The sequence below is a fragment of the Bacillus sp. RC51 genome (assembly GCF_044908115.1).
Taxonomy (GTDB): domain Bacteria; phylum Bacillota; class Bacilli; order Bacillales; family Bacillaceae_G; genus Bacillus_A; species Bacillus_A mycoides.
Map to the genome: position 1 here is coordinate 17,500 of NZ_JBIYCW010000004.1, position 25,778 is coordinate 43,277.

The window sequence follows — 25,778 nt, forward strand, 5'->3', positions numbered from 1 at the left end:
TTTAATATTCTTATGCCGCCAATAGAAAGCAGTTGAAAAGAGCTTTTATGTTAGATTGTTTCTAAATCGAAACCTTTTGTTGAAACATCCTCGTAATTTCACTTACCGAACTATAATAGTTTGAATTATGATATAATTCAAACGAGGAATGGAGGAGAAATATATGAACGTTATACAATTAAAAGAAGATAAGTTTAGAGAAGCATTACGTTTATCAGAATATGCTTTTCAATATAAAGCAAATGAAGAATGGATAGAGCAGAAAATTGCAAGAATGAAGGAAAGCCATCAAATATACGGTATTATGGAAGGAGAAGAGTTAGCTGCAAAGTTGCACTTAATTCCTTTTCATATTTACATAGGAAAAGAAAAGTTTAAAATGGGCGGCGTTGCGGGGGTAGCGACGTATCCGGAATATAGAAGAAGTGGATATGTAAAAGAGTTACTTCAGCATTCACTGCAAACTATGAAAAGAGATGGATATAGTGTATCGATGTTACATCCATTTGCCGTTTCATTTTATCGTAAATACGGCTGGGAACTTTGTGCGAATCGAATCGTATGTCAGATGACAAAGAGCGATTTAATAATTAAAAAACAAGTGAATGGTACAGTGAAACGTTTTAGTAAAGATAATCATCCAGAAGAAGTAGAGAATCTATATGAAACATTTGCAGAACGATTTTCTGGTATGTTAGTTCGTGGACGTAAATGGTGGCTACAAGCGGTGTATCATGATTTAACATTGGCAGTTTACTATGATGAAAATAAAACGGCGGCTGGTTACATTTTATACAAAATAGAGAATTCTAAGATGACAGTAAAAGAATTTGTCCCATTACATAATGAAGCGAGAAATGGCCTTTGGAATTTCATTTGCCAACATGATTCTATGATTAAAGATCTAGAAATGATACTAAGTGAGACAGAACCACTTCTTTACACATTACAAGAACCACGAGTAAAAGCAGAAGTAACTCCATATTTCATGGGAAGAATTGTAGATGTAGAACAGTTTTTCAAACAATATGAATGGAACTGGAACAACGAAGAGCAAGAAGTAATTTTACATATTACAGATTCATTTGCTCCGTGGAATAACGTAACGGTTCAACTTAAAAATAATGAAATAACAATCGTTAAAGAAGAAACAGCAAAAGAAAATGGAATTCAAATCGATATTAATGCGTTATCTACTATTATGTTTGGTTACAAGCGACCGCTAGAATTAAATGAAATAGACTTAATAAGCGGTAGCGAAGAGGAGATACGTGCATTTGAGAATGTAGTGCCGGTGCGTAAGCCGTTTATTTATGATTTCTTTTAATTTTGTAAAGCTTTGTGCGGCATACTAATGTTTAAATAGCAATGTACTATAACTAAACATAATTAGTTATAGTACATTGCTGCTTTTAACGAAGCATTATGAATGTTAACCACTTGACTTTTAATCCATGTAATTTATAATTAAAAACGGAATGAATTTTCATTCCTGAAAATTGAGGTGAGAAAAATGGCTAAAAATAAGCAAGAGGATATTTTTGATGCTGCTATAAAACTTTTCGCAGAGCGTGGTTACGATGGTACGACAATTCCGATGATCGCTGAAAAAGCAAATGTCGGCGCTGGTACTATTTATCGCTATTTTGAAAATAAAGAGGCACTCGTTAACTCATTATTTTCAAAAAGCATGCTACAGCTATCTGAAACAATAAAGACTGATTTTCCTGTTGAAGCAAATATTCGAGAACAGTTTAGTCATACGTATAACCGTTTATTTGAATTTGCGAGAAACAATGTGGATGCTTTTCTTTTTACAAATTCTCACTGTGATAGTTATTTTCTTGATGAACAGAGTAAGAAAATATTTGACGATTTTATAGGCTTCTTTATGAATATTATTGAAGATGGAATCGAAAAAGGTTTTCTTCGTCCATTGCCTATAATTGCTTTAATTATTATTGTATATCAACCGCTTGAAAAATTAATAAAAGTAATGGCGACAGGGCAATTAGAATACTCAAAAGAATTAGTAAAAGAATTGGAAGAGAGCTCTTGGAATGCTATTAGAATCATTTGATTCTATAGCTTTATAAGGACAGGAATGAACATTCATTCCTAAATAAATATAAAAAACGATTACAGGAGTTGGTATAACTGCACAATTCAAGGAATGAATATTCATTCCGTGGGTAGTGATTTGATAGAATTGAAAAATAATTTAATAGGATAATAGGAATGAACGTTCATTCCGAAATGATATTTTCAAAAACAGGGAATGAATATTCATTCTCTATGCACCATGAAACTCTAATAACAGGAGATGATTCAAATGAGCAAGCTAAAAAGTTGGAGAAGTTTATCTTTTCTATTATGGATAATTATTACTATTGCAATGATCGTAACGATGCCTAATATGGATCAGTTAGTGAAGGAAAAAGGGCAAATCACGATTCCTAATACAGAACAAAGCAGTATTGCTGACAAGATGATAAAGGAGATGGATAAAGAAGGGGCTGAAAAGTATGAAATTATAGCTGTCTTTAATAGTGGAAGTAAGAAGGCTTTAACAAATGAGCAAAAAGAGGAAATAACGAAAACGATCAACGCCCTGCAAAATGAAAAAGAGCAATTAGGAATTAAGGAAGTCGTTTCACATTTAGATAATAAAGAACTGGAGAAACAATTAGTTTCTAAAGATAATACGACTATTTTAACGCAAATATCGGTAGATAAAAAACATGGTAAAATATCAAAAATTGCAAATAATCTTCATAAAAAAGTACAAACGAAAGGAGTTACAACGTACTTAACAGGAAGTGATTTAATAGCGGGTGATTTTCTTACATCCTCTCAAGAGGGCGTGAAAAAGACAGAAGTTATTTCGATCATTTTCATTCTTGTAGTATTAATCATTGTATTCCGTTCACCAGTTGTTCCGATTATTTCTCTTCTTACAGTTGGTGTTTCGTATTTAATTTCAATGGGGATTATTGCCCATCTTGTAGATCAATTTAATTTTCCGTTTTCAAACTTTACGCAAGTGTTTGTAGTAGTCGTCCTGTTTGGAGTGGGAACAGACTATAACATTTTATTATATACAAGATTTAAAGAAGAATTAAGTAAACAAGAAAATGCATTTTTGGCTACGAAAGAAACGTTTAAATCGGCAGGTAAAACCGTTTTATATAGCGGGATAGCAGTACTAATTGGCTTTGCATCTCTTGCTTTAGCGAGTTTTAAATTATATCAATCTACTTCAGCAGTAGCAATTGGTGTTGCAGTATTACTACTCGTATTAACTACTTTAAATCCATTTTTCATGGTGCTATTAGGAAAAGGAATGTTTTATCCAGTTAAAACATTTAAAGGACATGAGGATAGTCGCTTATGGGGATTCTTTGCGAAAAATTCAGTAGCAAGACCATTTATCGCTTTAATTATCGTATTCGTGATATCGATTCCGTTCGTATTAAAATATTCTAACACGCTTAATTACAATGATTTATTTGAAGTGGATAATAAATATGAATCAAAAATGGGGATTAACGTAATAGAAGAGCATTTTCCGCCTGGTTTTTCTTCACCAAGTACGTTAGTTATTCAATCGGATAAAAAGTTAGATGAGGCGACTTCTTTACAAACTTTAGATGAACTTACTGATAAAATCTCGAAAGTTAAAGGAGTCTCAGAAGTATATTCACCGACGCGTCCAACTGGAGATAAGATTAAAGAATTATATATAAATAAACAAGCCGGAGAATTGAATACAGGCTTAGGAGATGCAAATGGTGGCATAAAAGAAATTAATGAAGGATTAACTGATGCGAAAGATAAAATGGGTAGTAATGACTCAAATAGTCTTGCAAATGTTCAAAAGTTAATTGATGGAACAAATGAAGCGAAAAATGGCGTATCAGCATTAGGGACAGCTTTAAATCAATTATCGAATGGAATAAACAATGGAGCACAAGGAGCGAAACAAATAGAGGATGGGCTAGCATCATTAAACGGAAATATCAATGCCCTGTCAAATGCAACTTCACAGCTTCAGGCTGGTTATGAACAGTTAGAAAAAGGTTTAAGTTCTTACGATCAATATTTCGGAAGCATTTCTCAAGCAATTGATGGTGCGAAAAAAGGATATGAACAAATTGAAGTGTTAATGACTAATTTCATTCAAACGAAACCAGAATTAGCAAATGACCCGAACATACAGCAAACATTAGGAATTGCTAAAGAAGCTCAAAAACAATTAACTGGACTTTCAAAAGAATTAAATCAATTGGCGGTGCAGCATAAAGCAGCGATGAATTCATTTAAAGAAGCGAATCAATCGTTACTGAAAGTAGATAACGGTTTAAAAGAAATGAACAATGGAGTTACCAAGTTACAAAAAGGGGCTGCTGAGCTGAACAAAGGATTGAGCGAAGGGGCTACAGGTTCAAAACAAATTGCGAACAAATCGGCTGACTTACAATCTGGATTAACGAAAATAAACGATGGGCAAGGGCAACTTTTAACAGGGCTTAAAGATTTGCAAGAAAAGATGGGGCAATTACAATCAGGCTTATCTAAAAGTACAGAAGGGCTTGGAAAGGTAAGTAACGGCCTAGGGGATGCTCAGAAATATTTAGGCGAGCTTAATGAATCAAAAAACTCTGAGAAATTTTATATTCCAAAAGAAGTTTTAGCGGGAGAAGATTTCCAAAAAGCATTGAATACGTACATGTCACATGATAGAAAAATTGCTAAAATGACAATTATTTTAGACGTAAACCCGTATTCAAAAGAAGCGATGCCTATCATTCAAGAAATTAATAAAACGATAGATGGTACGTTAAAGGGAACAGAACTAAATGATGCGAAAAAAGCCATTGGCGGGACAACAGCTAGAAACGTTGATTTAAAAGAAGTAACCGGGCAAGATTTCTTACGTACTGCTACGATTATGTTATTAGGGATTTCGCTTGTATTAATCGTGATTACACGCTCATTCTTAAATTCAATCTTTATTATTGGATCATTAATATTAGCTTACTTTGCTTCACTTGGTATAAGTGAACAAATTAGTTCACACTTATTAAACGTAGAGTCATTAAGCTGGAATGTTCCATTCTTTAGCTTTATAATGATTGTCGCTCTAGGTGTGGATTATAGCATTTTCGTAATGATGCGATACAACGAGCTAGAAGGGGATTCAGTAACGAAAATTGTAAATGCATCTCGTCACATAGGGGGAGTCGTATTATCAGCGGCACTTATTTTAGGCGGAACATTTGCTGCATTAATCCCTTCAGGAGTATTGACGCTAATACAAGTGGCATTAGTTGTTGGCATTGCCCTTATACTATTAGCTTTAATTGTAATGCCGATATTGTTACCAGCTTTAATAGGATTGGCGAGTAAATTGAAGAGTTATAAAGAGAAAATAATAAATACGAAATAAGAAAAACCTGTAGGGAATGTTTTCTCTACAGGTTTTTTGTATATAAAATATGAAATGAAAAAATGATCTAATGTATTACAGAATGAGAAGCGAATGGGGATATTAGAAAGAGGTCGATGATATACAAAAAATAACTAGGGGAATGGATAAAAACTATTCGATTTCATTGTAGAAAGCTAATCAACCGTTGCTATTCATCCAGCTTCTACTATATAATAGCTATAGTCTACAATAATTGAGTCGTAATATGCGATTTTTTAAGACAATCGGTGAGAAAACGCTGAAATAAGCGGTATTAGTAGGAGGACACAAATGATTACAGTAAGTAACGTTAGTTTGCGTTTCGCAGATCGCAAATTATTTGAAGATGTTAACATAAAATTCACGCCAGGTAATTGCTATGGTTTAATTGGAGCAAACGGTGCTGGTAAATCAACATTTCTAAAGATTTTATCTGGAGAAATTGACCAATCAACAGGTGACATACATATTACGCCAGGTGAGCGTCTAGCAGTATTAAAACAGAATCACTTCGAATATGAAGAGTTCCCTGCACTAGAAACAGTAATGATGGGTCACACACGTCTTTATAAAGTAATGCAAGAGAAAAATGCAATTTACATGAAAGAAGACTTTAGTGATGAAGATGGCATGCGTGCTGCAGAACTTGAAGGTGAGTTCGCTGAGCTAAACGGTTGGGAAGCTGAGTCAGAAGCTGCAATCCTTCTAAAAGGATTAGGTATCGGCGAAGATATTCATGATAAAAAGATGTCTGAATTAACAGGGGCAGAGAAAGTAAAAGTATTACTTGCTCAAGCTTTATTCGGTCAACCTGACATTCTATTACTAGATGAGCCTACCAACCATTTGGACTTAAAAGCGATTCAATGGTTAGAAAACTTCTTAATGAACTTTGATAATACAGTTATCGTTGTATCCCATGACCGTCACTTCTTAAATAAAGTATGTACGCACATGGCTGATCTTGATTTCGGTAAAATTCAATTATACGTTGGTAACTATGACTTCTGGTATGAGTCAAGCCAATTAGCATTAAAACTAACGCAAGATTCTAACAAGAAAAAAGAAGAGAAAGTAAAAGAGTTACAAAACTTTATTGCGCGCTTTAGCTCAAACGCATCTAAAGCGAAGCAAGCAACTTCTCGTAAAAAATTATTAGATAAAATTACATTAGATGATATTAGACCGTCATCACGTCGTTATCCGTTCGTTGGTTTCACACCAGAGCGTGAAGTAGGAAATGACTTATTAACGGTTGAAGGTATTTCTAAAACAATCGACGGAGAAAAAGTATTAGATAATGTGAACTTCACTTTAAATAAAGGTGATAAAGTTGCATTTATCGGCCGTAACGATATTGCAATGACAACATTATTTAAAATTCTTATGGGTGAAATGGAGCCAGATAGCGGTTCATTCAAATGGGGTGTAACAACATCTCAAGCTCATTTCCCAAGAGATAACTCTGAGTACTTCGAGAACAGTGATTACACTTTAATTGATTGGTTACGTCAGTTCTCTCCACAAGATGAATCAGAAAGTTTCTTACGTGGTTTCTTAGGCCGTATGCTATTCTCTGGTGAAGAAGTAAAGAAAAACGTTTCTGTTTTATCTGGAGGAGAAAAAGTTCGTTGTATGTTATCTAAAATGATGTTAAGCGGTGCAAACGTATTAACATTAGATGATCCAACGAACCATTTAGACCTTGAGTCTATTACAGCATTAAACAACGGTTTAATCACATTTAAAGGAACATTACTATTCACTTCTCATGACCATCAGTTCGTACAAACAATTGCAAACCGTATTATCGAAGTAACGCCAAACGGTGTAGTTGATAAGGTAGCGACGTATGATGAGTTCTTAGAAAATGAAGAACTTCAAAAACAAGTTGATGCAATGTACAAAGGTCAATAATGAATGATTAAAACCCCCGCTCTCTTTTATGAGAGCGGGGGTTTTTTAAGTAAACAAATATTCGTTTTAATATAAAGTGGGGGAAGGATTAAAATGAATAATTATTCAAAAATAACATTAGCGAAGGTAAGAAATTTTTGAAGCGTGGATAAACCCTGAAATGATCAAGAAATGGTTTTTTACATTGGAAGGGACGGATAAAGTAACGGGAAATACTCCTGAAGTAGGAGGGAGTTGGGAAATTATTGATCATCGTGGCGGAAAAGATTATCGAGCAATTGGGGAATATATCGAAATGAATCGTCCTAAAAAAAATTAGTATTTACATTAAAAACGCCGCAGTTTAGTGAATTATTAGATAAAAACACAGTTGAAATAAAAGAGAAACAACAAGGATTTAAAATGATATTTTCACAAAATATAATCGTTGCTCATGAAGAAGATTGGACAAAATATGATGTTGAAAAAGCTTTAAAGGGGTGTCATGATGACTCTGAACATGGTTGGAATGTAATGTTCATGGGACTTAAAGAGTTGTTTAAAAGAAGAGGGAATAGCTACAAAGGATGATAAACGGTAGTCGAAAAAGTGTAGTTTGAGCAAATTGCCCAAACTACACTTTTTATTTTATGAAATTGGGTAGTTTACATGAATGTACCAAAATTGGAGATAGATTAGTTTGCAAATGAGGAAATAAAGGATTATAGTTTGTGGAGTCATAATTAGTGGATGAGCCCCTGGGAGAAAACAGGAAATGTGACAAATGTATTTTGTAAAATAGAAACCAAAGTCAAAATGTTTAAAAAGAAATAGTTGAATAAATAAAAGCTACAAATTATAATTACTAATATTCTTCATATAGTTAAATAAATAAAATCTATTTGAAGAAGAAAAATTAAATAGAGAGACAGACTTATATAAAATAAGCCTTGGATGATCAAAAGAGGTGGAGAGATGCAACAATTTTTATTAAAGAGTAAACGAGTATTAAGTAATCATTTTGGATTTTTCGTATTTGCCGTTATTTTACTTTGGTTAAAAACATATGCAGCATATGTGACAGAATTTAATTTAGGGATATCGAACACAATCCAAAAGTTCTTACTGTTTTTCAACCCGTTAAGCTCAGCAGTTCTATTTTTAGGGCTCGCACTATTCGCGAAAGGGAAACGAGCTTACATTTGGTTAATTATTATTAATTTGCTAATGTCTATACTTTTATATGCCAACGTAGTATATTATCGCTTTTTCAGCGACTTTATTACGTTCCCGACATTAACACAAACGAATAACTTTGGAGATTTAGGTGGTAGTATTTTTGCATTGCTACACTTATATGACCCACTATATTTCTTAGATACAATCATTTTAATTGTTTTAGTCGCAACGAAATTTGTAAATCCTAAACCAATCCGTGTTGCGAAGCATAAATTATCGCTAGTATTTGTAGCAGGTATTTTATTCTTTAGCGTTAACTTAGGTCTGGCAGAATCTGACCGTCCTGAATTGTTAACAAGAACATTTGACCGCAATTATATCGTGAAATATTTAGGGGCGTACAACTTTACGATTTATGATGGTATTCAAAGTGCGAAAGCATCAACAGAACGAGCATTAGCGGATGGAGATAATATGACAGAAGTTAGAAACTATCTTACATCAACTTATGCAAGTCCAAATCCTGAGTATTTCGGTAAAGGAAAAGGAATGAACGTAATTTATATTCATTTAGAGTCATTCCAAAACTTTTTACTAAACTACAAGCTAAATGGTCAAGAGGTTACACCATTCTTAAACTCATTTACAAAAGATGCGAATACGTTATACTTTGATAACTTCTTCCATCAAACAGGACAAGGTAAAACATCTGATGCGGAGTTCATGTTAGAGAACTCAATGTTTGGATTACCGCAAGGATCTGTTTTTACAAATAAAGCTAATAACACGTATCAATCAGCACCAGCTATTTTAGGTCAACAAGGATACACATCAGCAGTGTTCCACGGTAACTACAAAACGTTCTGGAACCGTGATGAAATTTATAAATCGTTTGGTTTTAATAAATTCTTTGATGCGTCATACTATGATATGAACGAAAAAGATGTAGTAAACTATGGGTTAAAAGATAAACCGTTCTTTAATGAATCAATTCCATTATTACAAACGTTAAAACAACCGTTCTATTCAAAATTTATTACGTTATCGAACCATTTCCCTTATCCAATTGATAAAGCGGAAGCGACAATTGAACCAGCGAAAACAGGTGATTCATCTGTAGATACGTATTTCCAAACAGCACGTTATTTAGATGAATCTGTAAAAGGCTTCATGGATTACTTGAAACAATCTGGTTTATACGATAACTCAATTATCGTTATGTACGGTGACCATTACGGTATTTCAGATAATCATGGCGCAGCAATGTCTCAAATAATGGGTAAAGAAATGAACTCATTTGAAAATGCTCAATTACAACGTGTACCATTAATCATTCGCGTACCAGGAATGAAAGGCGGCATACAACATCAATATGGCGGAGAAATTGACGTTCTTCCAACTTTATTACACTTACTAGGTACAGATACAAAGAATTATGTCCAATTCGGATCAGATTTATTATCGCCAGATCATAAACAAGTCGTTCCTTTCCGTAACGGTAACTATGTAAGTCCAACAGTGACTGCACTGAACGGCAAATACTATGATACAGCGACTGGAAATCCAGTAGAATTTACAGACGAAATAAAACAAAATGAACAAATGGTTCAAAAATCACTAAAATACTCTGACCAAGTTGTTAACGGCGACTTATTACGATTCTACACACCAGAAGGCTTCACTCCAGTAGAGCGTTCTAAGTACAACTATAACCATCGTGATAAAAATAAAACGAAGGTGAAGACGACTGAAGACGGGGAAACAAAATAAATAATAAAAAATCCTACTCGTATAGAAAACGAGTAGGATTTTTTGTTTTAAGATTTACTTTCGGATTTTTGGAGTGCTACTTTTTTAGGCATGAAACATGCGATAATCAAAGCTACAAAAGATAAGACTAACATAAATACGTAGGCATCACTTGAGCTGAAGATAGAAGATAATTTCTTTACTTGCATAACTGAAATGTTTCCATTTTCACTAGATAACTGCGAAGCATGTGAAGTTGATTGAATTGTGTATACCGTGATAATAACTGCTGTTCCAATAGCACCTGCTAATTGACGTACGGTATTATTCACTGCAGAACTATGTGAACCCAGTTCTCTTGGTAAAGCGTTTAAACCTGCTGTATTTAAAGGCATCGAAATGAAACTTAGTCCAATGCGTAGAATAATGGTACGAACCATTAAATACATATAAGTGGTGGATTCGGTCAAATCAATTACACCCCACATAGATATAATGATACATATTAAACCTGTAATAAAGAGTGGTTTCGCCCCATATTTATCAAACATTTTACCTGTGATAGGTGATAAGAAGGCATTAATCACAGCTCCAGGTAATAGAAGTAAACCTGATTCAAAAGCAGTAAAACCTCGTCCATTTTGCAAGTAAATCGGTAAAAGAATTAAATCAGCATACATAATCATCGTAATGAGTACGTTAATGACTGATGTAAGAGTGAAAATTTTATATTTAAATACGGATAAATTTAATAGTGGATCGCTAGACTTTATTTGACGTAAACAGAATAGGGTTGTAACAATTATTCCGATGATAATTGTAGTAATAACAACTGGATGATCCCATCCTTTACTTCCTGCACTACTAAATCCAAATATAATACAACCAAAGCCAATCGTTGATAAAATGACACTTACGATATCTAATTTTGCTTTTGTTGTCTCAGCAACATTCATTAAATATTTTAGCGCGAGAATAATAACGATTAATACAAATGGAGCTAATCCAATAAATAACCATCTCCATGATACATATTCAATAATAAAGCCAGATAATGTTGGAGCGATGGCTGGCGCGAAAATTATGGCGAAACCGATGGTTCCCATAATACTTCCACGCTTTTCACTAGGGTATAAATATAAAATAACTGTCATCATTAGTGGCATAATAATTCCTGCCCCAACTGCTTGAATCATTCTTCCTGTTAACAAAATGCCAAAATTCATGGCGCATGCGCAGAGAACAGTCCCAATAAACAAAGAGAGCATCGAGCTAATAAATAGCTGCCTTGTTGTAAATCGCTTCATTAAAAATGCCGTAATTGGCACGAGAACACCATTTATGAGCATAAAGCCTGTTGATAGCCATTGAACTGTAGCGGCCGTAACATCAAATACTTCCATTAAATTACTCATCGCTACATTTAATAGCGTCTGATTTAATGTTGATAAAAAACAACCGGAAATGAGCACAATTAATATAATTTTTTTATTTCTTTCTGATATTTCCTTTTGCATTGGTAAACTCCTTCATTGTTGTCTTGATTTATCGACATTGTGTCGATAAAATTAATGGTAACAAAATAAATTTTCTTTGACCATGAACAGTTTTGTTGAAAATGTTCACTACTCGACATAGAAGGTATGCACTGTCGAGTAAGTAAAGAGAAAATCTATAAAGGAGTTTCAAAATGTCTACACCTAAAAAAGAAGATCCTCGTACAGTTCGTTCAAGAGAAATGTTTCAAAATGCTGTTTTTTCTCTCCTATGTGAGAATCCGAGTATTTCAAATTTAACGGTTCAGAAAGTCGCAACAAAAGCAGGATTAAACCGAACAACCTTTTACTTACATTATCAAGATATTCAAGATTTACTAGACCAAATCACGAATGAAATTTCAAATGAACTTTCAAATAAAATAGCTGATTTAATACATGCAAAAGATTTATCAGAAAAACAAAAGCTAACACAATTATTTGATTATTTATATATCCATCGAAATTATTTATTTATATTATTTAAAATGAATCAATTTGAGGAGCAACTATTTTTATTTTTAAAAGAGTTAATAGAAACGAGAAGAGAGAATACGAAAAAGGATCTGCCTGATGATTATGTTGCGGTGGATATTAAAACAGCTTCATTGGTAGGTATTATCATGTGGTGGATAAGGAATGGACTTCACTTTAGTTCAGATTATATTGCAAATCAAATTTATTTTATGTATAAAGGATAATAAATGCAAACAATTTATCCGTATTAAAAAAAGATTAAAATAACCTAGTATAATTTAAAGTATGGGGATTAATAAAAATTTATAAAACAAAAGATCCAGAGATAGAAGGGGGATATGCATGAATTTTAAAAATGAAAAAATATCATTACATTTAGAGGTTGTAAATTACCAATATAAAGATGCAAAAGACGAGTGTGATAGAAATTGGTTAAGAGTAAAAGCGAAACTATCAGAAGAAAATAAAGTTTTTGAAACGGTGGATCCTTTTTTACAAACTTTCGACTTACAGTACATGATAAAATGGTTTGAATCTTTACCAAACCCTACATATAACGAACTAGATTTCATAGAACCAAATTTAGCGTTTGAATTTATGGGAGAAAAAGAAGAGGAGTTTCACCTTGTTATTCGCTTATCGCTGGAACTTAAACCCGAATGGTGTAAGGAAGAGGAGTACGAATTTTCTATCAGTATAACTCAAGAGGATAGAGAGAATATGATTCGTTCTATTGAAGAGCAACAAAGGAAATTCCCAAAACGATAAAAAAAGACTTGATAACCTACAAGAGGGAATCAAGTCTTTTTATTACATACGATTATCATGCCAGAAGTTTAATGGGAAGTGTTCGTTCTCATTATAGGCTTCTAATTCATATCCTCTTTCTTTCAGCCCTTTAATAATTCCAGGTACTGCTTTAACTGATTGTGGATGAATATCGTGCATTAGAATAACTTCTGTTGGGTTTGTAGCACCATGTAGAACGTTTTCTACGATTTTAGCAGATGCAGCGTCTACTGGCATTTTGTTGTATTTCCAGTCTAATGAATCAATTGTCCAGTCCCAAACTTTTAAACCATTTTCTACAACTTTGTTGCGAAGGGCTTCATTTAATCCTGGCATTGAGCCGTAAGCTGGACGAGTTAATACTGGTGATTTTCCTAGAACGCCAGCGATTAAGCCTTGGTCTTCTTTCATTTCATCAACGTAATGACCTTCTGTGTAAAGCTTCTTGTAGTTATGAGTCATACTGTGCATCCCAACGTAGTGGCCTTCAGTATTTTCACGTTTTACAAGATCAGGGAAAGCTTTCACGTTTGAACCAATTAGGAAAAATGTTGCTTTTGCATTTTCACTTTTTAACATATCTAAAAGCTCAGCTGTGTATTTTCCAGGACCATCGTCAAATGTTAAGTAAGCGACTTTTCTAACTTGCCCGTTATAGTGCTTTGGAGCTTCTTTCGGAGCAAGGGATGTTTGAATTTCACTTACAAGTTGAACAGATTTCGCTTCATCCTCTGTACTTGCTAGAGCGATATGTGTTGATCCGTAAGCAGCTTCGTATGTAAATAATACCCCAGCGCAAATCAACAGAGCCCTTTTCACTAAAGTTGTCATCCGAATTCCATTGTGCATAATTTTCCTACTCTCTATAAAAGTTCTACTCTACTATATTAGCAATTTTAGAGGGGGAAATGCAAAAAAACTTTTTTACAAGCGCAAAAAAGTTTGTTAAAAAGTATGTAAGATTTCACTGTTTTGCAGGTTTGAAAAAATGAAACAAGAATTAAATGAATGGAACTGCATGTAAAATGGTTCATTCACGTTTTTTGTTTTAGAAAGGGAGGATAAGTATGAAAAAATTAGCTTGTTTACATGCTCATCATTCAAATATTGAATACATTGACCGAGTGTTGCAATCTTTTGGAATCGAAATACTCCATTTTGTAGATCCCATCTTATCACGCATATTAAAAAAAGATTGCGATTTTGAAAAAGAACAAGCACGGAGTAATTTAAAAGATATTATAAAGTATATAGCCAAAAGTGATGTAGATACACTTTTATTAACTTGTACAGATTATATTACGCTATTAGATGAGAATTTCAAAATAGACATACCTATATTGAAAATTGATGAGCCATTTTTTGAAATGATTTGTCATGTTGAAGAGCCACAAACAATACTTTTTACAAATAACCGTACTGTTTCAGGAACGATGGAACGTTTAAGACTATACGCTCAGCAGAATAATAAATCCATACAAGTAAAAGTAGAAGTGATAGAAGGGATATTTGAGTTAATTATGCAAGGGCGTAAAGAAGAGCATGATGCTAAATTAGAAAAGTATTTATATGAAATTATGAAAGATAGAAATGAAATGTTTTTAGTTGCACAATTATCGATGGTAGATGCTGCTACAAGGGTAGAAAATACAATAGGAAGGAACATAATAAATCCGTTGCATGCGCTAGTGGAATATTGTATACAAAGTGTCAATGAACAACCGTGTGAAAAATAAAGAAGAGGATGTTTTTTGTTTTAAAGAACATCAATAAAAATTTCACATACCGTACTTAAAAAATAAATATAGGAAAACCAAAAAATAATGTAGAATATATCGTACATACATATATGAAGTCAACATAAAACATAAAAGAGGTGGGCATATGTTACTTGAAGAAGTAATGCAGCAACTAGAAGAATATGGAACAGAACAAAACCGTAAAATCTTTAAAAATCATGGGGCAAAAGAGCCGTTATTTGGAGTTAGTTTTGCAAATTTAAAATTGTTGAAAAAGAAGATAAAAAAGGATCATGATTTAGCAATCTCATTATGGGAAACGAAAAATATGGATGCAATGACTTTAGCAACGATGATTTTAGATCCGAAGAAACTAACGTCAGAACAACTAAATAGATGGGTTCAGGATGTTGATTATTATTGTTTAATGGACGTTCTGATGACAGCTATATGTACGTCGCCAATCGTGATAGAAAGAATGGAAGAATGGACGAAGTCTGATGACGAATGGATTGGAAGAGCTGGTTGGTCATTATTAGCGAATATCGCAATAAAAAATAAAACGTTAGACGATGACTTTTTCTTACCGTATTTAGAAGAGATTAAAGTTCATATACATAATGAAAAAAATCGTAAAAGAGAAGCGATGAATAGAGCTTTAATTGCAGTAGGGGTTCGAAATGAAAGTTTGGAACAACAAGCAATTAAAATCTCACGTGAAATTGGAAAAGTAGAAGTTGATCACGGTGAAACGTCATGCAAAACACCAAATGCAGAATCCTATATTAAAAAGACACGAGAAAGAGCTGAAAAGAAGAAAGTAAAATAAGAAGGGATAAGATTATGAAACCAATTGAAGCGGCACAAAGTATTATTACATCACAATTTTCGAATTGTGATGTTGCTTTACTAGGGGGAAGTGTTGCTAGAGGAGAGGCTACGAAAACATCTGACCTTGATATTGTAATATTTGACCAAAGTTTGTCATCTTGTTATAGAGAATCTTTCTATAGTAATGGTTGGCCTGTTGAAGTATTCGTACATAATTTTGAAACGTATAAAACCTTTTTCAAAAGTGATTGTGAGCGCGGACGACCTTCATTACCTCAATTAGTTTCAGAAGGTATTGTGTTAAAAGGAGAAGATGAAATTGTAAAAATACTCAAAAGAGAAGCGAATGATTTATTAAATAAAGGACCAGAAAAATGGACAGAAGAAACGATGAAGCAGAAACGCTATTTTATTACGGATACTTTGGATGACTTCATTGGTGCAACAAAGAGAGAAGAAGAATTGTTCATCGCAAATTTATTAGCTGATTTAGTACATGAATATGTTTTAAGGGTAAATGGTCAATGGCTTGGAAATTCAAAATGGTTTATTAGAGTATTAAAAAGATATGACGAACAATATGCAGACCAATTTGTAGCAGTTTTTGATCATTTTTATAAAACAGGAGATAAAAATGAATTAATTAGTTTTATAGAAAATACGTTAGAGCAGTATGGAGGAAGAGTTTTTGAAGGGTTTTCTATCGGGAAATGAAAAGGGGATATCAAAATGAATGTACCATTCGTTCAATTAAGAGAATTGACACAAGACGATGTAGAAGATCGATATCAATGGTCATTAGATACAGAAGTAACAAAACATTTAGTTGTACCAGATCAATATCCACCGTTCACTCGTGGCGATACGAGAAGGTGGATTGAAACATGCATAAGTCGAGCGAATGGTTATGAACAACGAGCTATCGCTACAAAGGAAGGTATACACATTGGATGGGTAGACCTAAAAAACTTTGATAATACAAATAAAAATGCTGAACTAGGGATTGCAATTGGAAATAAAGAATATTGGGGTAAAGGATATGGAATAGCAGCCCTATACAGTATGTTACAAATCGGTTTTTCTGAATTCAAATTAGAAAAAATTTGGCTACGAGTAGACGAAGATAATTTACAAGCTAGAAAGAGTTATGAAAAAGTAGGATTTGTTTGTGAAGGAATAATGAGAAATGATCGGTTACGTAAAGGGAAGTTCATTCATCGTTATCGCTATAGTATGTTAAGAGAAGAATACCAATCTTTAAATAGTAGCTTATAAAAATATTATGTTAACTTAAAGGGGCAGGATAAATATGATTCGATTACTTACGAAAGAAGATGCGGAAAAATATTGGGACTTACGTTTACAAGCTTTACAAGTAAATCCAGAGGCATTTGTAACAACTTATGAAGAGGCGATTCGCCAGGAAAATCCTATTAAGAGAGTGGAAAGTAATTTAACAGCTACTACTAGTTGTACATTGGGTGCATTTAATGAAGAAAATCATTTAGTTGGAGTTGTCACTTTACTAACAGAAGAGAGAGAGGCGTATAAACATAAAGGTCATATCGTTGCGATGTATGTAGATGCACAAAACAGGCGGAACGGATTGGCACGTGAGTTAATAACAAATGCCATTCAAAGAGCGCGAGATATAAAACTAGAGCAATTGAACTTAGGTGTTGTATCCACAAACGAACCAGCAAAAAAATTATACGGATCAATGGGCTTTAAAACTTATGGAATTGAAAAGAGAGCTTTAAAAATGAATGGTGTGTATAGTGATGATGAAAATATGGTGTTGTTTCTTTAAAGAATACATATATAATAAGAATTGCGAATTTTAATTATATTCATTTTGTTGTATCGTATAACAAGAAACTAAACAAGGGGTTTTAAAATGAAAGCTATTGTAATAGGGATATTGGCATCATTTTTCTTTGCCTTTACCTTTGTGTTAAACCGGTCGATGGACTTAGGGGGCGGGAGTTGGATTTGGAGTGCATCACTACGGTATTACTTTATGGTTCCAATGCTATTACTTATTGTCATGTATAGGGGGAATTTAAAACAACTCTTGCAATATATGAAAAACAATCCGAAAGAGTGGTTGTTATGGAGTATTGTAGGGTTTGGTCTCTTTTATGCACCGCTTAGTTTCGCGGGTGCGTTTGGACCGGGGTGGCTTGTCGCTTCGACTTGGCAAATTACAATAGTTGCAGGGATTTTGTTAACACCATTTTTTGCGGTAGACCCATTACATAAAAAAATTCCAATGAAAGAATTAGTAATGTCAGGCATTATTTTATTCGGTGTTGTTCTTATGCAAGTAGAACACGCTTCTTCTTTAGGGATTCGTGAAACCATTTTATGTGTGGTTCCTGTACTCATTGCTGCGTTTGCATATCCACTTGGAAATAGAAAAATGATGCAAGTATGTAAGGGCGAATTAGATGTCTTCCAACGAGTTCTCGGTATGACATTAGCAAGTTTACCATTTTGGTTTTTACTATCTGGTTATGAAGTATCAACAGGCGGACTACCGTCAAGTAGTCAAGTTTTCCAATGTTTTATTGTAGCAGTTAGTTCAGGGTTAATCGCAACGGTATTATTCTTCTTTGCGACAGATCTTGTAAAAGATGATCCGCAAAAATTAGCAACAGTCGAGGCGACACAGTCTGGTGAAGTTTTATTTGCATTAGTAGGAGAGTTGATCTGGTTATCGGCTCCAATTCCGTCTTCTTTATCGTGGGTTGGAATGAGTCTTGTAATTGTCGGAATGATACTTCATAGTTATGTAGCTGTAGTTGTGAAAAAAGAAGAGAAAATAACGGCGTAATGAGATTAGCTCTTTTTCAATAAAGAGCTAATCTTTTTTCATGAGAAAGGATGGAGATAGGATGTTACAACGTGTTGAGCATTTAGAAATAGATCCCATTAAAAAAGTATTAAAGCATGCGACCGGTCCGAGTGAAGCAAGCTTATTTAAAGCAGTTTCAATGTATAAAAATAATCAGGCAGTGCTATATAAATATGGGAATAAGGGTTGCATAGGTATAGTGCTAATTCATACAAATAGAGCGAGAATGTGTCACATAGCTGTTGATGAAAAATATCGCAATCAAGGAATTGCACTTCAAATGATTAAAGAAATAATTAGGGAATATGAGTTAACATATATTGAGGCTGAGACAGATACAGAGGCAGTCGGATTTTATAAAAAGTGTAAGTTTAAGATTAAAAGTCTAGGAGAAAAACATCCAGGGGTGGAAAGATTTCATTGCTATCTCGAGAATGAACAGCTGAAAAGTATGTGAAATATGTAATTTTACATATTTAGTTTAGTTTGAAAAAAATGATATTTACAGTATATAATAAAGATAATTGGAAAAATATAGATAAATAGAAATTAGGTGCATAACACATGAGAATGGATAAAAGCAAATTTGTGAAAATTGCAGCTTCAATAGGAGTGTCATCTTTTTTATTAACAGGATGTGCTGATAATGATGAAGAGAGTGCACAAAAAGAAAGTAGTGCGGTAAAAACAGATGGTACGAAGCAAGAAAGCGAACAAGAAAAATTAAATTGTGATGATAAAGCGCCAACGACAGGAAATATAGAAAAAGAAGAATTATGTAGAGATAATAATTCACCCGCTTCATTTAATAATGAGAGTTCCCATTTGCCAATACTTCCGTTCGTTGCTGGATATTTATTAGCAAGTAAGACGTCGAATATGTATAATACTGCGAAACCAAATCTTACAAAGAAACCATATGCAAATAATATTATCCCATACCGTGAAAAGGATGAGCGAAGAAGTGGTGGCAGCGGTGGGTATTACGGTGGCACTAGTAGTAATAATGATTCTTCAAAGAAAGTGGATTTGAATAAGCAACAGCCGAACAGTTCAACTAAAGTGACGCCAGATTCAAATACGTCAAAAGCATCTACTACACAAACGCCAAAAGTGAATTCTGGTTCAAATGGAATTGGAAACGCAAAAGCACCAGCTGGATCCTAATTTGAAAGGATAATGGAGAAATGTATACAGAAAAAGAACAGGAAGAGTATATGAAAATCTGGTTTTCTCTTGCAGAAGAGGCTGGTAGAAATGGATTTACATGGCCGAGTTTGTTAGAGAGTGAAGAATGGAATCAATATATGGCAACTAGTATGTATCGTATGCCAGTACGTACATATACTGCAATTTCTAAAGCGACAGAAGAAATTATGTATGTGTTATATAAAACATATCAATACATTACAAATACACCAGCACAATTTCAAAAACTTGGTTTTCCACCAGAGACGTGGGAAATTGCAAGAATGAAACATACTGGTTTATTTTCATATTTTACAAGGCTTGATTTCATCGTAAATCATGATGATATTAAATTAATTGAAGTAAATTGCGATACTCCGACAGGTTATTTAGAACCATCTGTCGCTAATGAAGTATTGTGTCGATATCACGATGTGAATCATCCGAATCATATTGAAGAACACGTCGTTCAAGCTTGGGAACAAATTAAACATGATTACAAAATAAGTCCTGACGAAACGATTTATTTTACAAGCTACGATTGGCATGATGAAGATCATCAAACCGTTCAGTTTTTAAGAAGTTATTGTTTACAGCAACAAACCGATTATGTAGGAATACAAGATATCGTTGTTGCAGATGATGGAATATACACCCCGGCAGGCGATAAAATTAAATACTTATATCGTTTATATCCAATTGAATATTTAGTTTCAGATACTGATAAAAATGGTAAAAGAATCGGTCTGCAATTTTTAAATCATATCGCACAAGGAAAGGTGCAAATTATTAACCCACCGGCTGCTTTTGTTATGCAAAATAAAGGTATGCTCGCATTAATTTGGCAACTTTATGAAGATGAAGTTTTCTTTGAAAAAGAAGAGCGAGAGATTATTAAGGAATACTTCCTTCCAACGTATTTCACAAATAAACGATTCTTAGAAAGAAAAGAATCATATGTTTCAAAACCGTTATTTGGTCGCGAAGGCGGCGGAGTATCTATTTATGACAATGATGAACTATTGGCTGAAGATCAAACAGAGTATTATTTTGAACAACGAAAAATATATCAGCAATATGTAGACATGCCTGACTATACAATTGATACGTGGGATGGACCATATACTGGTAAACTACTTATCGGTTCTCATTGTATTAGCGGAAGAGCCGCTGGACTGTTTTTACGAGTAGGTGAAAGAATAACAGGGAATTTATCGATGTTTACTGGAGTTACGATTGAAGGGTAGCAACATTTGAATTAAAAGGTAATTAACAAAGAGCGCATCATTTGTGATGGGCTCTTTCATATGAGTATAAAGCTTGAATTAAGAGTGCTAGAGTGATCATTGCTTTGATGTAACGCTTTCATTTTGTTTCATTTCAAAAATTTTCATACCATCTTCATCTACAATTTTAATAGAATCTCTAAGTTTAGGCACACCGATATACATAACAGGGTTTTTTATCTTTTCCTTTGTTTTTTTCAATACGTAAGACGATAACTGATGTATCTTTTTCGTCTGTAACTTCTTTTACTGTAATTTTATCGTTTTTATACTTTTCTCCAAATGCTAAATATACCATCCTTTTTCCTTCACTAATGCTATCGTTTGAGTAATGAATCATAGTTGGATCTTCCTGTGCCTTTTCATATAAGTTTGAAGGGCCATATCCACCTTCGTTATATGAAGATTTTTCTAACACCCAAAAATCTTCATATTCATTATTAGAAAAAGTACAGCCACTTAAGCTAATAATCCCTAATATGAAAAGGGGTAATATAATTTTCTTCATTGTGTGCACCTTCCTTTATTAATTTTAAATAAATACACCATAATTTAACTGTTTCCGATATGATAAGAACGATAGGTCTATAGTAATCTGTATGATTATGTTAAAAATTAAGAAAAATATGATAATATATGTATGTATTAGTTTAAAGCAAAATGGGGGAACAATCGTGAAAATGAATGACATAGTGGCGAATACACAATTTCCAAATACAATCGAAACAATTACAAATGATTTAAAAGCATTAGGGATAGAAAAGGGAATGACAGTTATTGTACATTCTTCATTAAGTTCAATCGGTTGGATATCAGGCGGTGCAGTTGCTGTAGTAGAAGCGTTAATGAAAGTTGTTACAGAAGAAGGAACGATAATTATGCCGACGCAATCTTCGGATTTATCCGATCCAAAACATTGGTCAAGACCACCTGTACCAGAAGAATGGTGGCAAATTATTCGGGATAACGTCCCAGCATTTGATCCACGTATAACACCAACAAGGGCAATGGGAGAAGTAGTTGAATGTTTTCGTACATATCCGAATGTATTGCGCAGTAATCATCCACTCAGTAGTTTTGCAGCATGGGGGCAACACGCAGAAGAAATTACAGCGAATCATTCACTTTCCATAAGTTTTGGTGAAGAATCGCCATTACGAAAAATATACGATTTAGATGGATACATATTATTACTTGGTGTCGGTTATGACTCTAATACGTCTATACATTTATCTGAGGTACGTACAGGTGCACGCGAGTTAATAAAGGTAGGAGCACCTATTATAGAAGAAGGTGTAAGAGTATGGAAAGAATTCGTTGAAATGGATTACGATTCTGATACGTTTGTAGAAATCGGAGTTGAATATGAGCTTAAAGGAACAGTTACGCGTGGGAAGATAGGGAATGCGACGTGCCGTTTTATGAGGCAGCGTGATGCAGTTGACTTTGGAACAGAGTGGTTTCGTGCGAAAAATCAGTAAGGGATGGTTATTATGCAGGGGAAAAAAGTATTAATTACGAGCGGCGGCTGCCTAGAAAAATGGGATCAAGTACGTGGGCATACAAATTTAGCAAAAGGTACGATTGGAAGAATTATTGCAGAAGAGCTAATGAAAAAAGGAGCAAATGTTATATATTTGCATGGCTATTTTGCTGAGAAGCCAATGGATGTAAATAACCAATTAGAATTGCACCCATTTGAGGGGATTATTGATTTACAAGATAAGATGAAAAGTATTATTACACATGAAAAAGTAGATGCAGTTATTATGGCTGCTGCTGGCTCAGATTGGGTTGTCGAAAAGATTTGTGATCAAGATGGAAATGTTCTTAATATGAACGGAAAGATTTCAAGTGATATCGCTCCAATTATTCATTTTCAAAAAGCGCCAAAAGTATTAAAACAAATCAAGAGTTGGGATCCAGAAACGATACTCGTTGGCTTTAAACTGGAAAGTGACGTAAATGAAGCAGAACTTATTGAAAGAGCAAGCAAAAGAATGGAGGGTGCAAAAGCGAGTGTAATGATAGCGAACTCACCGCATTCTTTATATTCTCGCGGTGCTGTGCATCACGTTATTGGACAAGACGGTAATGTGAAGTTATGTAATGGGAAAGATGAAACTGCAAAAGAAATTGTCAATATGTTAGAGCATTTATGTAATCGTATCACTACTATGTAGATTTAAGCTTTTAGAAAGAGATGCAGTCGCATAGTATATAATGGAGTTAATATTAAATTAGTGGAGGAACGTATCCCTCACTAATTATTAAATTGAATCAAATCAATGAAATAGGCCATTAGCTGCTCGTAAATGTGTAATACATGATATATGCATAATGAACATTTTTTGAGGAGTGGATTGTATGGAACATTTATTAAAGCAAGCTATTAAACTTAGAAATGAAAAGAAATATGCGCAGTCTAGAGAGATACTTATAGGATTAACAAACTTTACGAGGGATGCAGAAGTACTATATCAATGTGCTTGGATACATGATGTAATGGGTCTTGAAACGGAGGCGGTTCCGTATTATGAACAGGCAATTGCGAACGGACTTGATGGTGAATCCCTTTGCGGTGCGTATATCGGTCTTGGCAGTACGTATCGTTGTATAGGGGAATATGATAAAGCGATTACTTTATTAGAAGCAGGGATAAAGAAGTTCCCGGAAAATGACGTGATGAAAGTGTTTTTATCATTAGCAAAATATAACGTAAACGAACATGAAGAAGCGATGAAATTACTGTTAGAGACAGTTGTGAAAGTAGATGAGATAAAAGAATTTGAACGTGCTATTTCATTTTATAAAGACCATTTAAATGAGGTTTTTGAATAGAGGAGAGAAGGAATGAATCCATCAATTTCAAGAAGGAAAAAAGGCATTTGGATTGGACTCGTATCTTTAATTATGTTATCAAACTATTTATTGTATGCCCTGCCAATAGTGCCAGCTGCCCCGAAAGAAGTAGTCCTCGGTTCATTATTAGATTTTATGTTTGTAATTCCAGTCATCACATATTTCTTTATTATACGGAAAAGATATTCGTTAACGTATATGTTTCCTGTAGTTATAGCTGGATATGTATTCGCAAGATTTATAATTCCTAGTGATTATTTACAAGCTTTTTCATTTGTTTCGTATGTAATAGTTGCTGGAGAAATTGTGTTCGTATGTTTTGAACTGTTTCTTATATATAAAATTATAAGAGTACTTCCTAAAATAATAAAACGATATAAAGAATATAGAAGTGAGTATTCTTCATTTTCTTATGCGATTGATGCAGCGTTTGATGCTACTATGAAAAGAAGTAAGGCTGTAAGTATCATTCTTACTGAGTGTAAATTAATCTATTATGCATTTTTATCGTGGCGTGAAAAAGTACCAGATGGTGAATGCACATATTCCTATCACAAAAAGACCGGCGCTATAGGTGTTTATATTATGATTATTCACGCAACAGTAATTGAAAGTATCGGTTTTCACTATTTACTTCATCAATGGAATCCAGTAATAGCTTGGATTTTACTCATACTAAACGTATATGCGATGATTTATTTTTTAGCTGAAATACAAGTGATGCGTAAAAATCCAATTGTCGTAACAGAAGAACAAGTTATCATTCAAATTGGATTAGGAAAGAAAGTTGTATTGTCATTTACACAAATTGATAATATTGCATTCTACAAGGGGGAATCCCTAACAGCAAAAGAAGAAAAAGAGGTGCTGGATGCAACTGTTATGGAGTTCATAAAAGAACCTCCTACTTTTGAAATAACGCTAAAAGAGCCAGTGAAAGTGCAGTTGTTGTATGGATTTACTAAAACAGTAAGTCGTGTTCACTTAAATGTTGATGAGAAACGAAAATTTTATGATGCGGTTACTGAAAGGTTAAAACATATGAATGGTGGATAGTGAAAAACTCCTTCTAAATAAGAAGGAGTTTTATTGTGTAATTGTAGACCGTACACTTCTTTATCGCTATATAAACGGATATAATTAAGACTAGAAATAGCATAAGGGGAAACAAAAAAATGAATAAATTACGAACACCTAAAAGTGAAATTATAGAAAGAAAAATCCGATATGACTCGACAATAGTAGATCACAATTGCTTAATACTTGAAAAGAAATCGCAAAGTATCGTGTTATTTTATGAGGTTCAGTATTCATTTACGATGAATACAAATGATTCGAGTTTAACAATCCCAAAAGGAAGTTACACCATTGCATACTACTGGGAAAATCGTCCGTACAATTTATACATATGGAGAGATAAGAACGGAATGTATTTAGGCGCTTATTTTAATGTTGTAAAAAATACGCAAATAACAGACGAACTAGTGTCATTTGAAGACTTAATTATTGATATTATGGTAATGCCAAGTGGAGAATGTTTTATTTTAGATGAGGATGAGTTACCTGAGCCCTTAGAGAGTTTTGAAGGTGGCTATGTGGATGAAGCTCTTTATGTATTAAAGGAAATAATTCAAAAGTCGCTTCCTCAAATGATTGTAGAGACAGAAATGGTGCGGCTAAAATAAAGTTTAATCGATTTGAAAAGAGAATACGTGTTTAATGAAAATGAGTAGTCTTTATATGATCTAACTTTTTTGATAAATCTAAGGTTAGAAGCATATTTCTTGGGATTACTCTTTTTTTGTAGGAATTTTGTTGCTTAGTTTCTAAATTGATTTTTAAATTTATCAAATAAGATTGACTGAATCAAGTTCAGTCGTTTATGATTGAATCAGATTCAGTCGTGGTAAAAAACATAGT

The 25,778-nt window shown here is 33.7% G+C and carries 25 protein-coding genes and 1 pseudogene; 23 read left to right on the plus strand and 3 right to left on the minus strand.

What is annotated here, in order from left to right; all coding sequences use genetic code 11:
* Positions 1 to 163 precede the first annotated feature (163 nt).
* From ABH959_RS10420 to ltaS, 7 genes are all read left to right on the plus strand, one after another.
* Positions 164 to 1,327: a GNAT family N-acetyltransferase gene (locus ABH959_RS10420; protein WP_002136931.1), complete on the plus strand. Its 1,164-nt coding sequence runs from the start codon at positions 164 to 166 to the stop codon at positions 1,325 to 1,327.
* A gap of 186 nt (positions 1,328 to 1,513) precedes the next feature.
* Positions 1,514 to 2,080, plus strand: coding sequence for a TetR/AcrR family transcriptional regulator (locus tag ABH959_RS10425; protein ID WP_002013443.1), 567 nt, complete (start codon positions 1,514 to 1,516; stop codon positions 2,078 to 2,080).
* Positions 2,081 to 2,332: 252 nt separating this feature from the next.
* The gene (locus ABH959_RS10430; RefSeq protein ID WP_113937538.1) at positions 2,333 to 5,449 is read left to right on the plus strand and encodes an MMPL family transporter; all 3,117 of its coding nucleotides are present in this window, start codon (positions 2,333 to 2,335) and stop codon (positions 5,447 to 5,449) included.
* Between the two features lie 312 nt (positions 5,450 to 5,761).
* The gene (locus ABH959_RS10435; protein WP_002013447.1) at positions 5,762 to 7,387 is read left to right on the plus strand and encodes an ABC-F family ATP-binding cassette domain-containing protein; all 1,626 of its coding nucleotides are present in this window, start codon (positions 5,762 to 5,764) and stop codon (positions 7,385 to 7,387) included.
* 160 nt (positions 7,388 to 7,547) lie between these two features.
* On the plus strand, positions 7,548 to 7,706 hold the full coding sequence (locus ABH959_RS10440; RefSeq protein WP_235661806.1) for an SRPBCC family protein: 159 nt from the start codon (positions 7,548 to 7,550) through the stop codon (positions 7,704 to 7,706).
* A gap of 83 nt (positions 7,707 to 7,789) precedes the next feature.
* The gene (locus ABH959_RS10445) at positions 7,790 to 7,957 is read left to right on the plus strand and encodes an ATPase (RefSeq protein WP_404492555.1); all 168 of its coding nucleotides are present in this window, start codon (positions 7,790 to 7,792) and stop codon (positions 7,955 to 7,957) included.
* 384 nt (positions 7,958 to 8,341) lie between these two features.
* Positions 8,342 to 10,315 (plus strand): lipoteichoic acid synthase, encoded by a 1,974-nt coding sequence (ltaS, locus tag ABH959_RS10450; RefSeq protein WP_113937537.1) that lies wholly within the window; start codon positions 8,342 to 8,344, stop codon positions 10,313 to 10,315.
* A gap of 47 nt (positions 10,316 to 10,362) precedes the next feature.
* On the opposite strand, the gene ABH959_RS10455 is transcribed toward ltaS, so the two are convergent.
* A complete protein-coding gene (locus tag ABH959_RS10455) occupies positions 10,363 to 11,811 on the minus strand; it encodes a DHA2 family efflux MFS transporter permease subunit (RefSeq protein WP_404492556.1) in 1,449 nt (482 codons plus the stop codon).
* A gap of 173 nt (positions 11,812 to 11,984) precedes the next feature.
* On the opposite strand from ABH959_RS10455, the gene ABH959_RS10460 reads away from it, so the two are divergent.
* On the plus strand, positions 11,985 to 12,530 hold the full coding sequence (locus ABH959_RS10460) for a TetR/AcrR family transcriptional regulator (protein ID WP_404492557.1): 546 nt from the start codon (positions 11,985 to 11,987) through the stop codon (positions 12,528 to 12,530).
* A 118-nt stretch (positions 12,531 to 12,648) separates the two neighbouring features.
* On the plus strand, positions 12,649 to 13,074 hold the full coding sequence (locus ABH959_RS10465) for a WapI family immunity protein (RefSeq protein WP_113937534.1): 426 nt from the start codon (positions 12,649 to 12,651) through the stop codon (positions 13,072 to 13,074).
* A gap of 42 nt (positions 13,075 to 13,116) precedes the next feature.
* On the opposite strand, the gene ABH959_RS10470 is transcribed toward ABH959_RS10465, so the two are convergent.
* Positions 13,117 to 13,944, minus strand: a complete 828-nt coding sequence (locus tag ABH959_RS10470; protein WP_002084916.1) for a peptidoglycan-N-acetylglucosamine deacetylase — start codon at positions 13,942 to 13,944, stop codon at positions 13,117 to 13,119.
* A 218-nt stretch (positions 13,945 to 14,162) separates the two neighbouring features.
* On the opposite strand from ABH959_RS10470, the gene ABH959_RS10475 reads away from it, so the two are divergent.
* The 9 genes from ABH959_RS10475 (at position 14,163) to ABH959_RS10515 (ending at position 20,957) form a co-directional block, all read left to right on the plus strand.
* Entirely contained in the window at positions 14,163 to 14,831 is a 669-nt protein-coding gene (locus ABH959_RS10475; protein WP_404492558.1) for a hypothetical protein, read from the plus strand.
* Between the two features lie 148 nt (positions 14,832 to 14,979).
* On the plus strand, positions 14,980 to 15,663 hold the full coding sequence (locus tag ABH959_RS10480; protein WP_242309507.1) for a DNA alkylation repair protein: 684 nt from the start codon (positions 14,980 to 14,982) through the stop codon (positions 15,661 to 15,663).
* Positions 15,664 to 15,677: 14 nt separating this feature from the next.
* A complete protein-coding gene (locus tag ABH959_RS10485) occupies positions 15,678 to 16,379 on the plus strand; it encodes a nucleotidyltransferase domain-containing protein (protein ID WP_113937530.1) in 702 nt (233 codons plus the stop codon).
* A gap of 15 nt (positions 16,380 to 16,394) precedes the next feature.
* Positions 16,395 to 16,940 carry a GNAT family N-acetyltransferase gene (locus tag ABH959_RS10490; protein WP_113937529.1) on the plus strand — a complete coding sequence of 182 codons (546 nt, stop codon included), beginning with the start codon at positions 16,395 to 16,397 and terminating at the stop codon, positions 16,938 to 16,940.
* 34 nt (positions 16,941 to 16,974) lie between these two features.
* A complete protein-coding gene (locus ABH959_RS10495; RefSeq protein WP_404492559.1) occupies positions 16,975 to 17,475 on the plus strand; it encodes a GNAT family N-acetyltransferase in 501 nt (166 codons plus the stop codon).
* A gap of 87 nt (positions 17,476 to 17,562) precedes the next feature.
* Positions 17,563 to 18,501: a DMT family transporter gene (locus tag ABH959_RS10500; RefSeq protein ID WP_113937527.1), complete on the plus strand. Its 939-nt coding sequence runs from the start codon at positions 17,563 to 17,565 to the stop codon at positions 18,499 to 18,501.
* A 61-nt stretch (positions 18,502 to 18,562) separates the two neighbouring features.
* On the plus strand, positions 18,563 to 18,979 hold the full coding sequence (locus tag ABH959_RS10505) for a GNAT family N-acetyltransferase (protein WP_113937526.1): 417 nt from the start codon (positions 18,563 to 18,565) through the stop codon (positions 18,977 to 18,979).
* A gap of 107 nt (positions 18,980 to 19,086) precedes the next feature.
* The gene (locus tag ABH959_RS10510) at positions 19,087 to 19,689 is read left to right on the plus strand and encodes a hypothetical protein (protein ID WP_113937525.1); all 603 of its coding nucleotides are present in this window, start codon (positions 19,087 to 19,089) and stop codon (positions 19,687 to 19,689) included.
* Between the two features lie 20 nt (positions 19,690 to 19,709).
* A complete protein-coding gene (locus ABH959_RS10515) occupies positions 19,710 to 20,957 on the plus strand; it encodes a glutathionylspermidine synthase family protein (RefSeq protein ID WP_404447080.1) in 1,248 nt (415 codons plus the stop codon).
* A gap of 96 nt (positions 20,958 to 21,053) precedes the next feature.
* On the opposite strand, the pseudogene ABH959_RS10520 reads toward ABH959_RS10515, so the two are convergent.
* Positions 21,054 to 21,504, minus strand: a pseudogene (locus ABH959_RS10520) (hypothetical protein).
* A 172-nt stretch (positions 21,505 to 21,676) separates the two neighbouring features.
* On the opposite strand from ABH959_RS10520, the gene ABH959_RS10525 reads away from it, so the two are divergent.
* The 5 genes from ABH959_RS10525 to ABH959_RS10545 all read left to right on the plus strand — a co-directional run bounded on the left by ABH959_RS10525 (position 21,677) and on the right by ABH959_RS10545 (position 25,543).
* The gene (locus tag ABH959_RS10525; protein ID WP_125930143.1) at positions 21,677 to 22,477 is read left to right on the plus strand and encodes an AAC(3) family N-acetyltransferase; all 801 of its coding nucleotides are present in this window, start codon (positions 21,677 to 21,679) and stop codon (positions 22,475 to 22,477) included.
* Positions 22,478 to 22,489: 12 nt separating this feature from the next.
* Complete coding sequence (locus ABH959_RS10530; protein WP_002084931.1) at positions 22,490 to 23,179, plus strand: phosphopantothenoylcysteine decarboxylase domain-containing protein; 690 nt, start codon at positions 22,490 to 22,492, stop codon at positions 23,177 to 23,179.
* Between the two features lie 184 nt (positions 23,180 to 23,363).
* Positions 23,364 to 23,837, plus strand: coding sequence for a tetratricopeptide repeat protein (locus ABH959_RS10535; protein ID WP_002013416.1), 474 nt, complete (start codon positions 23,364 to 23,366; stop codon positions 23,835 to 23,837).
* Between the two features lie 12 nt (positions 23,838 to 23,849).
* Positions 23,850 to 24,914 (plus strand): hypothetical protein, encoded by a 1,065-nt coding sequence (locus ABH959_RS10540; RefSeq protein ID WP_113937523.1) that lies wholly within the window; start codon positions 23,850 to 23,852, stop codon positions 24,912 to 24,914.
* A 119-nt stretch (positions 24,915 to 25,033) separates the two neighbouring features.
* Complete coding sequence (locus ABH959_RS10545; RefSeq protein ID WP_001038143.1) at positions 25,034 to 25,543, plus strand: ribonuclease FAU-1 family protein; 510 nt, start codon at positions 25,034 to 25,036, stop codon at positions 25,541 to 25,543.
* Positions 25,544 to 25,778 lie beyond the last annotated feature (235 nt).

Coding starts and splice junctions, on each gene's coding strand:
- ABH959_RS10420 (WP_002136931.1), top strand. CDS start 164: ATGAACGTTATACAATTAAAAGAAGATAAGTTTAGAGAAGCATTACGT.
- ABH959_RS10425 (WP_002013443.1), top strand. CDS start 1,514: ATGGCTAAAAATAAGCAAGAGGATATTTTTGATGCTGCTATAAAACTT.
- ABH959_RS10430 (WP_113937538.1), top strand. CDS start 2,333: ATGAGCAAGCTAAAAAGTTGGAGAAGTTTATCTTTTCTATTATGGATA.
- ABH959_RS10435 (WP_002013447.1), top strand. CDS start 5,762: ATGATTACAGTAAGTAACGTTAGTTTGCGTTTCGCAGATCGCAAATTA.
- ABH959_RS10440 (WP_235661806.1), top strand. CDS start 7,548: ATGATCAAGAAATGGTTTTTTACATTGGAAGGGACGGATAAAGTAACG.
- ABH959_RS10445 (WP_404492555.1), top strand. CDS start 7,790: ATGATATTTTCACAAAATATAATCGTTGCTCATGAAGAAGATTGGACA.
- ltaS (WP_113937537.1), top strand. CDS start 8,342: ATGCAACAATTTTTATTAAAGAGTAAACGAGTATTAAGTAATCATTTT.
- ABH959_RS10455 (WP_404492556.1), bottom strand. CDS start 11,811: ATGCAAAAGGAAATATCAGAAAGAAATAAAAAAATTATATTAATTGTG.
- ABH959_RS10460 (WP_404492557.1), top strand. CDS start 11,985: ATGTCTACACCTAAAAAAGAAGATCCTCGTACAGTTCGTTCAAGAGAA.
- ABH959_RS10465 (WP_113937534.1), top strand. CDS start 12,649: ATGAATTTTAAAAATGAAAAAATATCATTACATTTAGAGGTTGTAAAT.
- ABH959_RS10470 (WP_002084916.1), bottom strand. CDS start 13,944: ATGCACAATGGAATTCGGATGACAACTTTAGTGAAAAGGGCTCTGTTG.
- ABH959_RS10475 (WP_404492558.1), top strand. CDS start 14,163: ATGAAAAAATTAGCTTGTTTACATGCTCATCATTCAAATATTGAATAC.
- ABH959_RS10480 (WP_242309507.1), top strand. CDS start 14,980: ATGTTACTTGAAGAAGTAATGCAGCAACTAGAAGAATATGGAACAGAA.
- ABH959_RS10485 (WP_113937530.1), top strand. CDS start 15,678: ATGAAACCAATTGAAGCGGCACAAAGTATTATTACATCACAATTTTCG.
- ABH959_RS10490 (WP_113937529.1), top strand. CDS start 16,395: ATGAATGTACCATTCGTTCAATTAAGAGAATTGACACAAGACGATGTA.
- ABH959_RS10495 (WP_404492559.1), top strand. CDS start 16,975: ATGATTCGATTACTTACGAAAGAAGATGCGGAAAAATATTGGGACTTA.
- ABH959_RS10500 (WP_113937527.1), top strand. CDS start 17,563: ATGAAAGCTATTGTAATAGGGATATTGGCATCATTTTTCTTTGCCTTT.
- ABH959_RS10505 (WP_113937526.1), top strand. CDS start 18,563: ATGTTACAACGTGTTGAGCATTTAGAAATAGATCCCATTAAAAAAGTA.
- ABH959_RS10510 (WP_113937525.1), top strand. CDS start 19,087: ATGAGAATGGATAAAAGCAAATTTGTGAAAATTGCAGCTTCAATAGGA.
- ABH959_RS10515 (WP_404447080.1), top strand. CDS start 19,710: ATGTATACAGAAAAAGAACAGGAAGAGTATATGAAAATCTGGTTTTCT.
- ABH959_RS10525 (WP_125930143.1), top strand. CDS start 21,677: ATGAATGACATAGTGGCGAATACACAATTTCCAAATACAATCGAAACA.
- ABH959_RS10530 (WP_002084931.1), top strand. CDS start 22,490: ATGCAGGGGAAAAAAGTATTAATTACGAGCGGCGGCTGCCTAGAAAAA.
- ABH959_RS10535 (WP_002013416.1), top strand. CDS start 23,364: ATGGAACATTTATTAAAGCAAGCTATTAAACTTAGAAATGAAAAGAAA.
- ABH959_RS10540 (WP_113937523.1), top strand. CDS start 23,850: ATGAATCCATCAATTTCAAGAAGGAAAAAAGGCATTTGGATTGGACTC.
- ABH959_RS10545 (WP_001038143.1), top strand. CDS start 25,034: ATGAATAAATTACGAACACCTAAAAGTGAAATTATAGAAAGAAAAATC.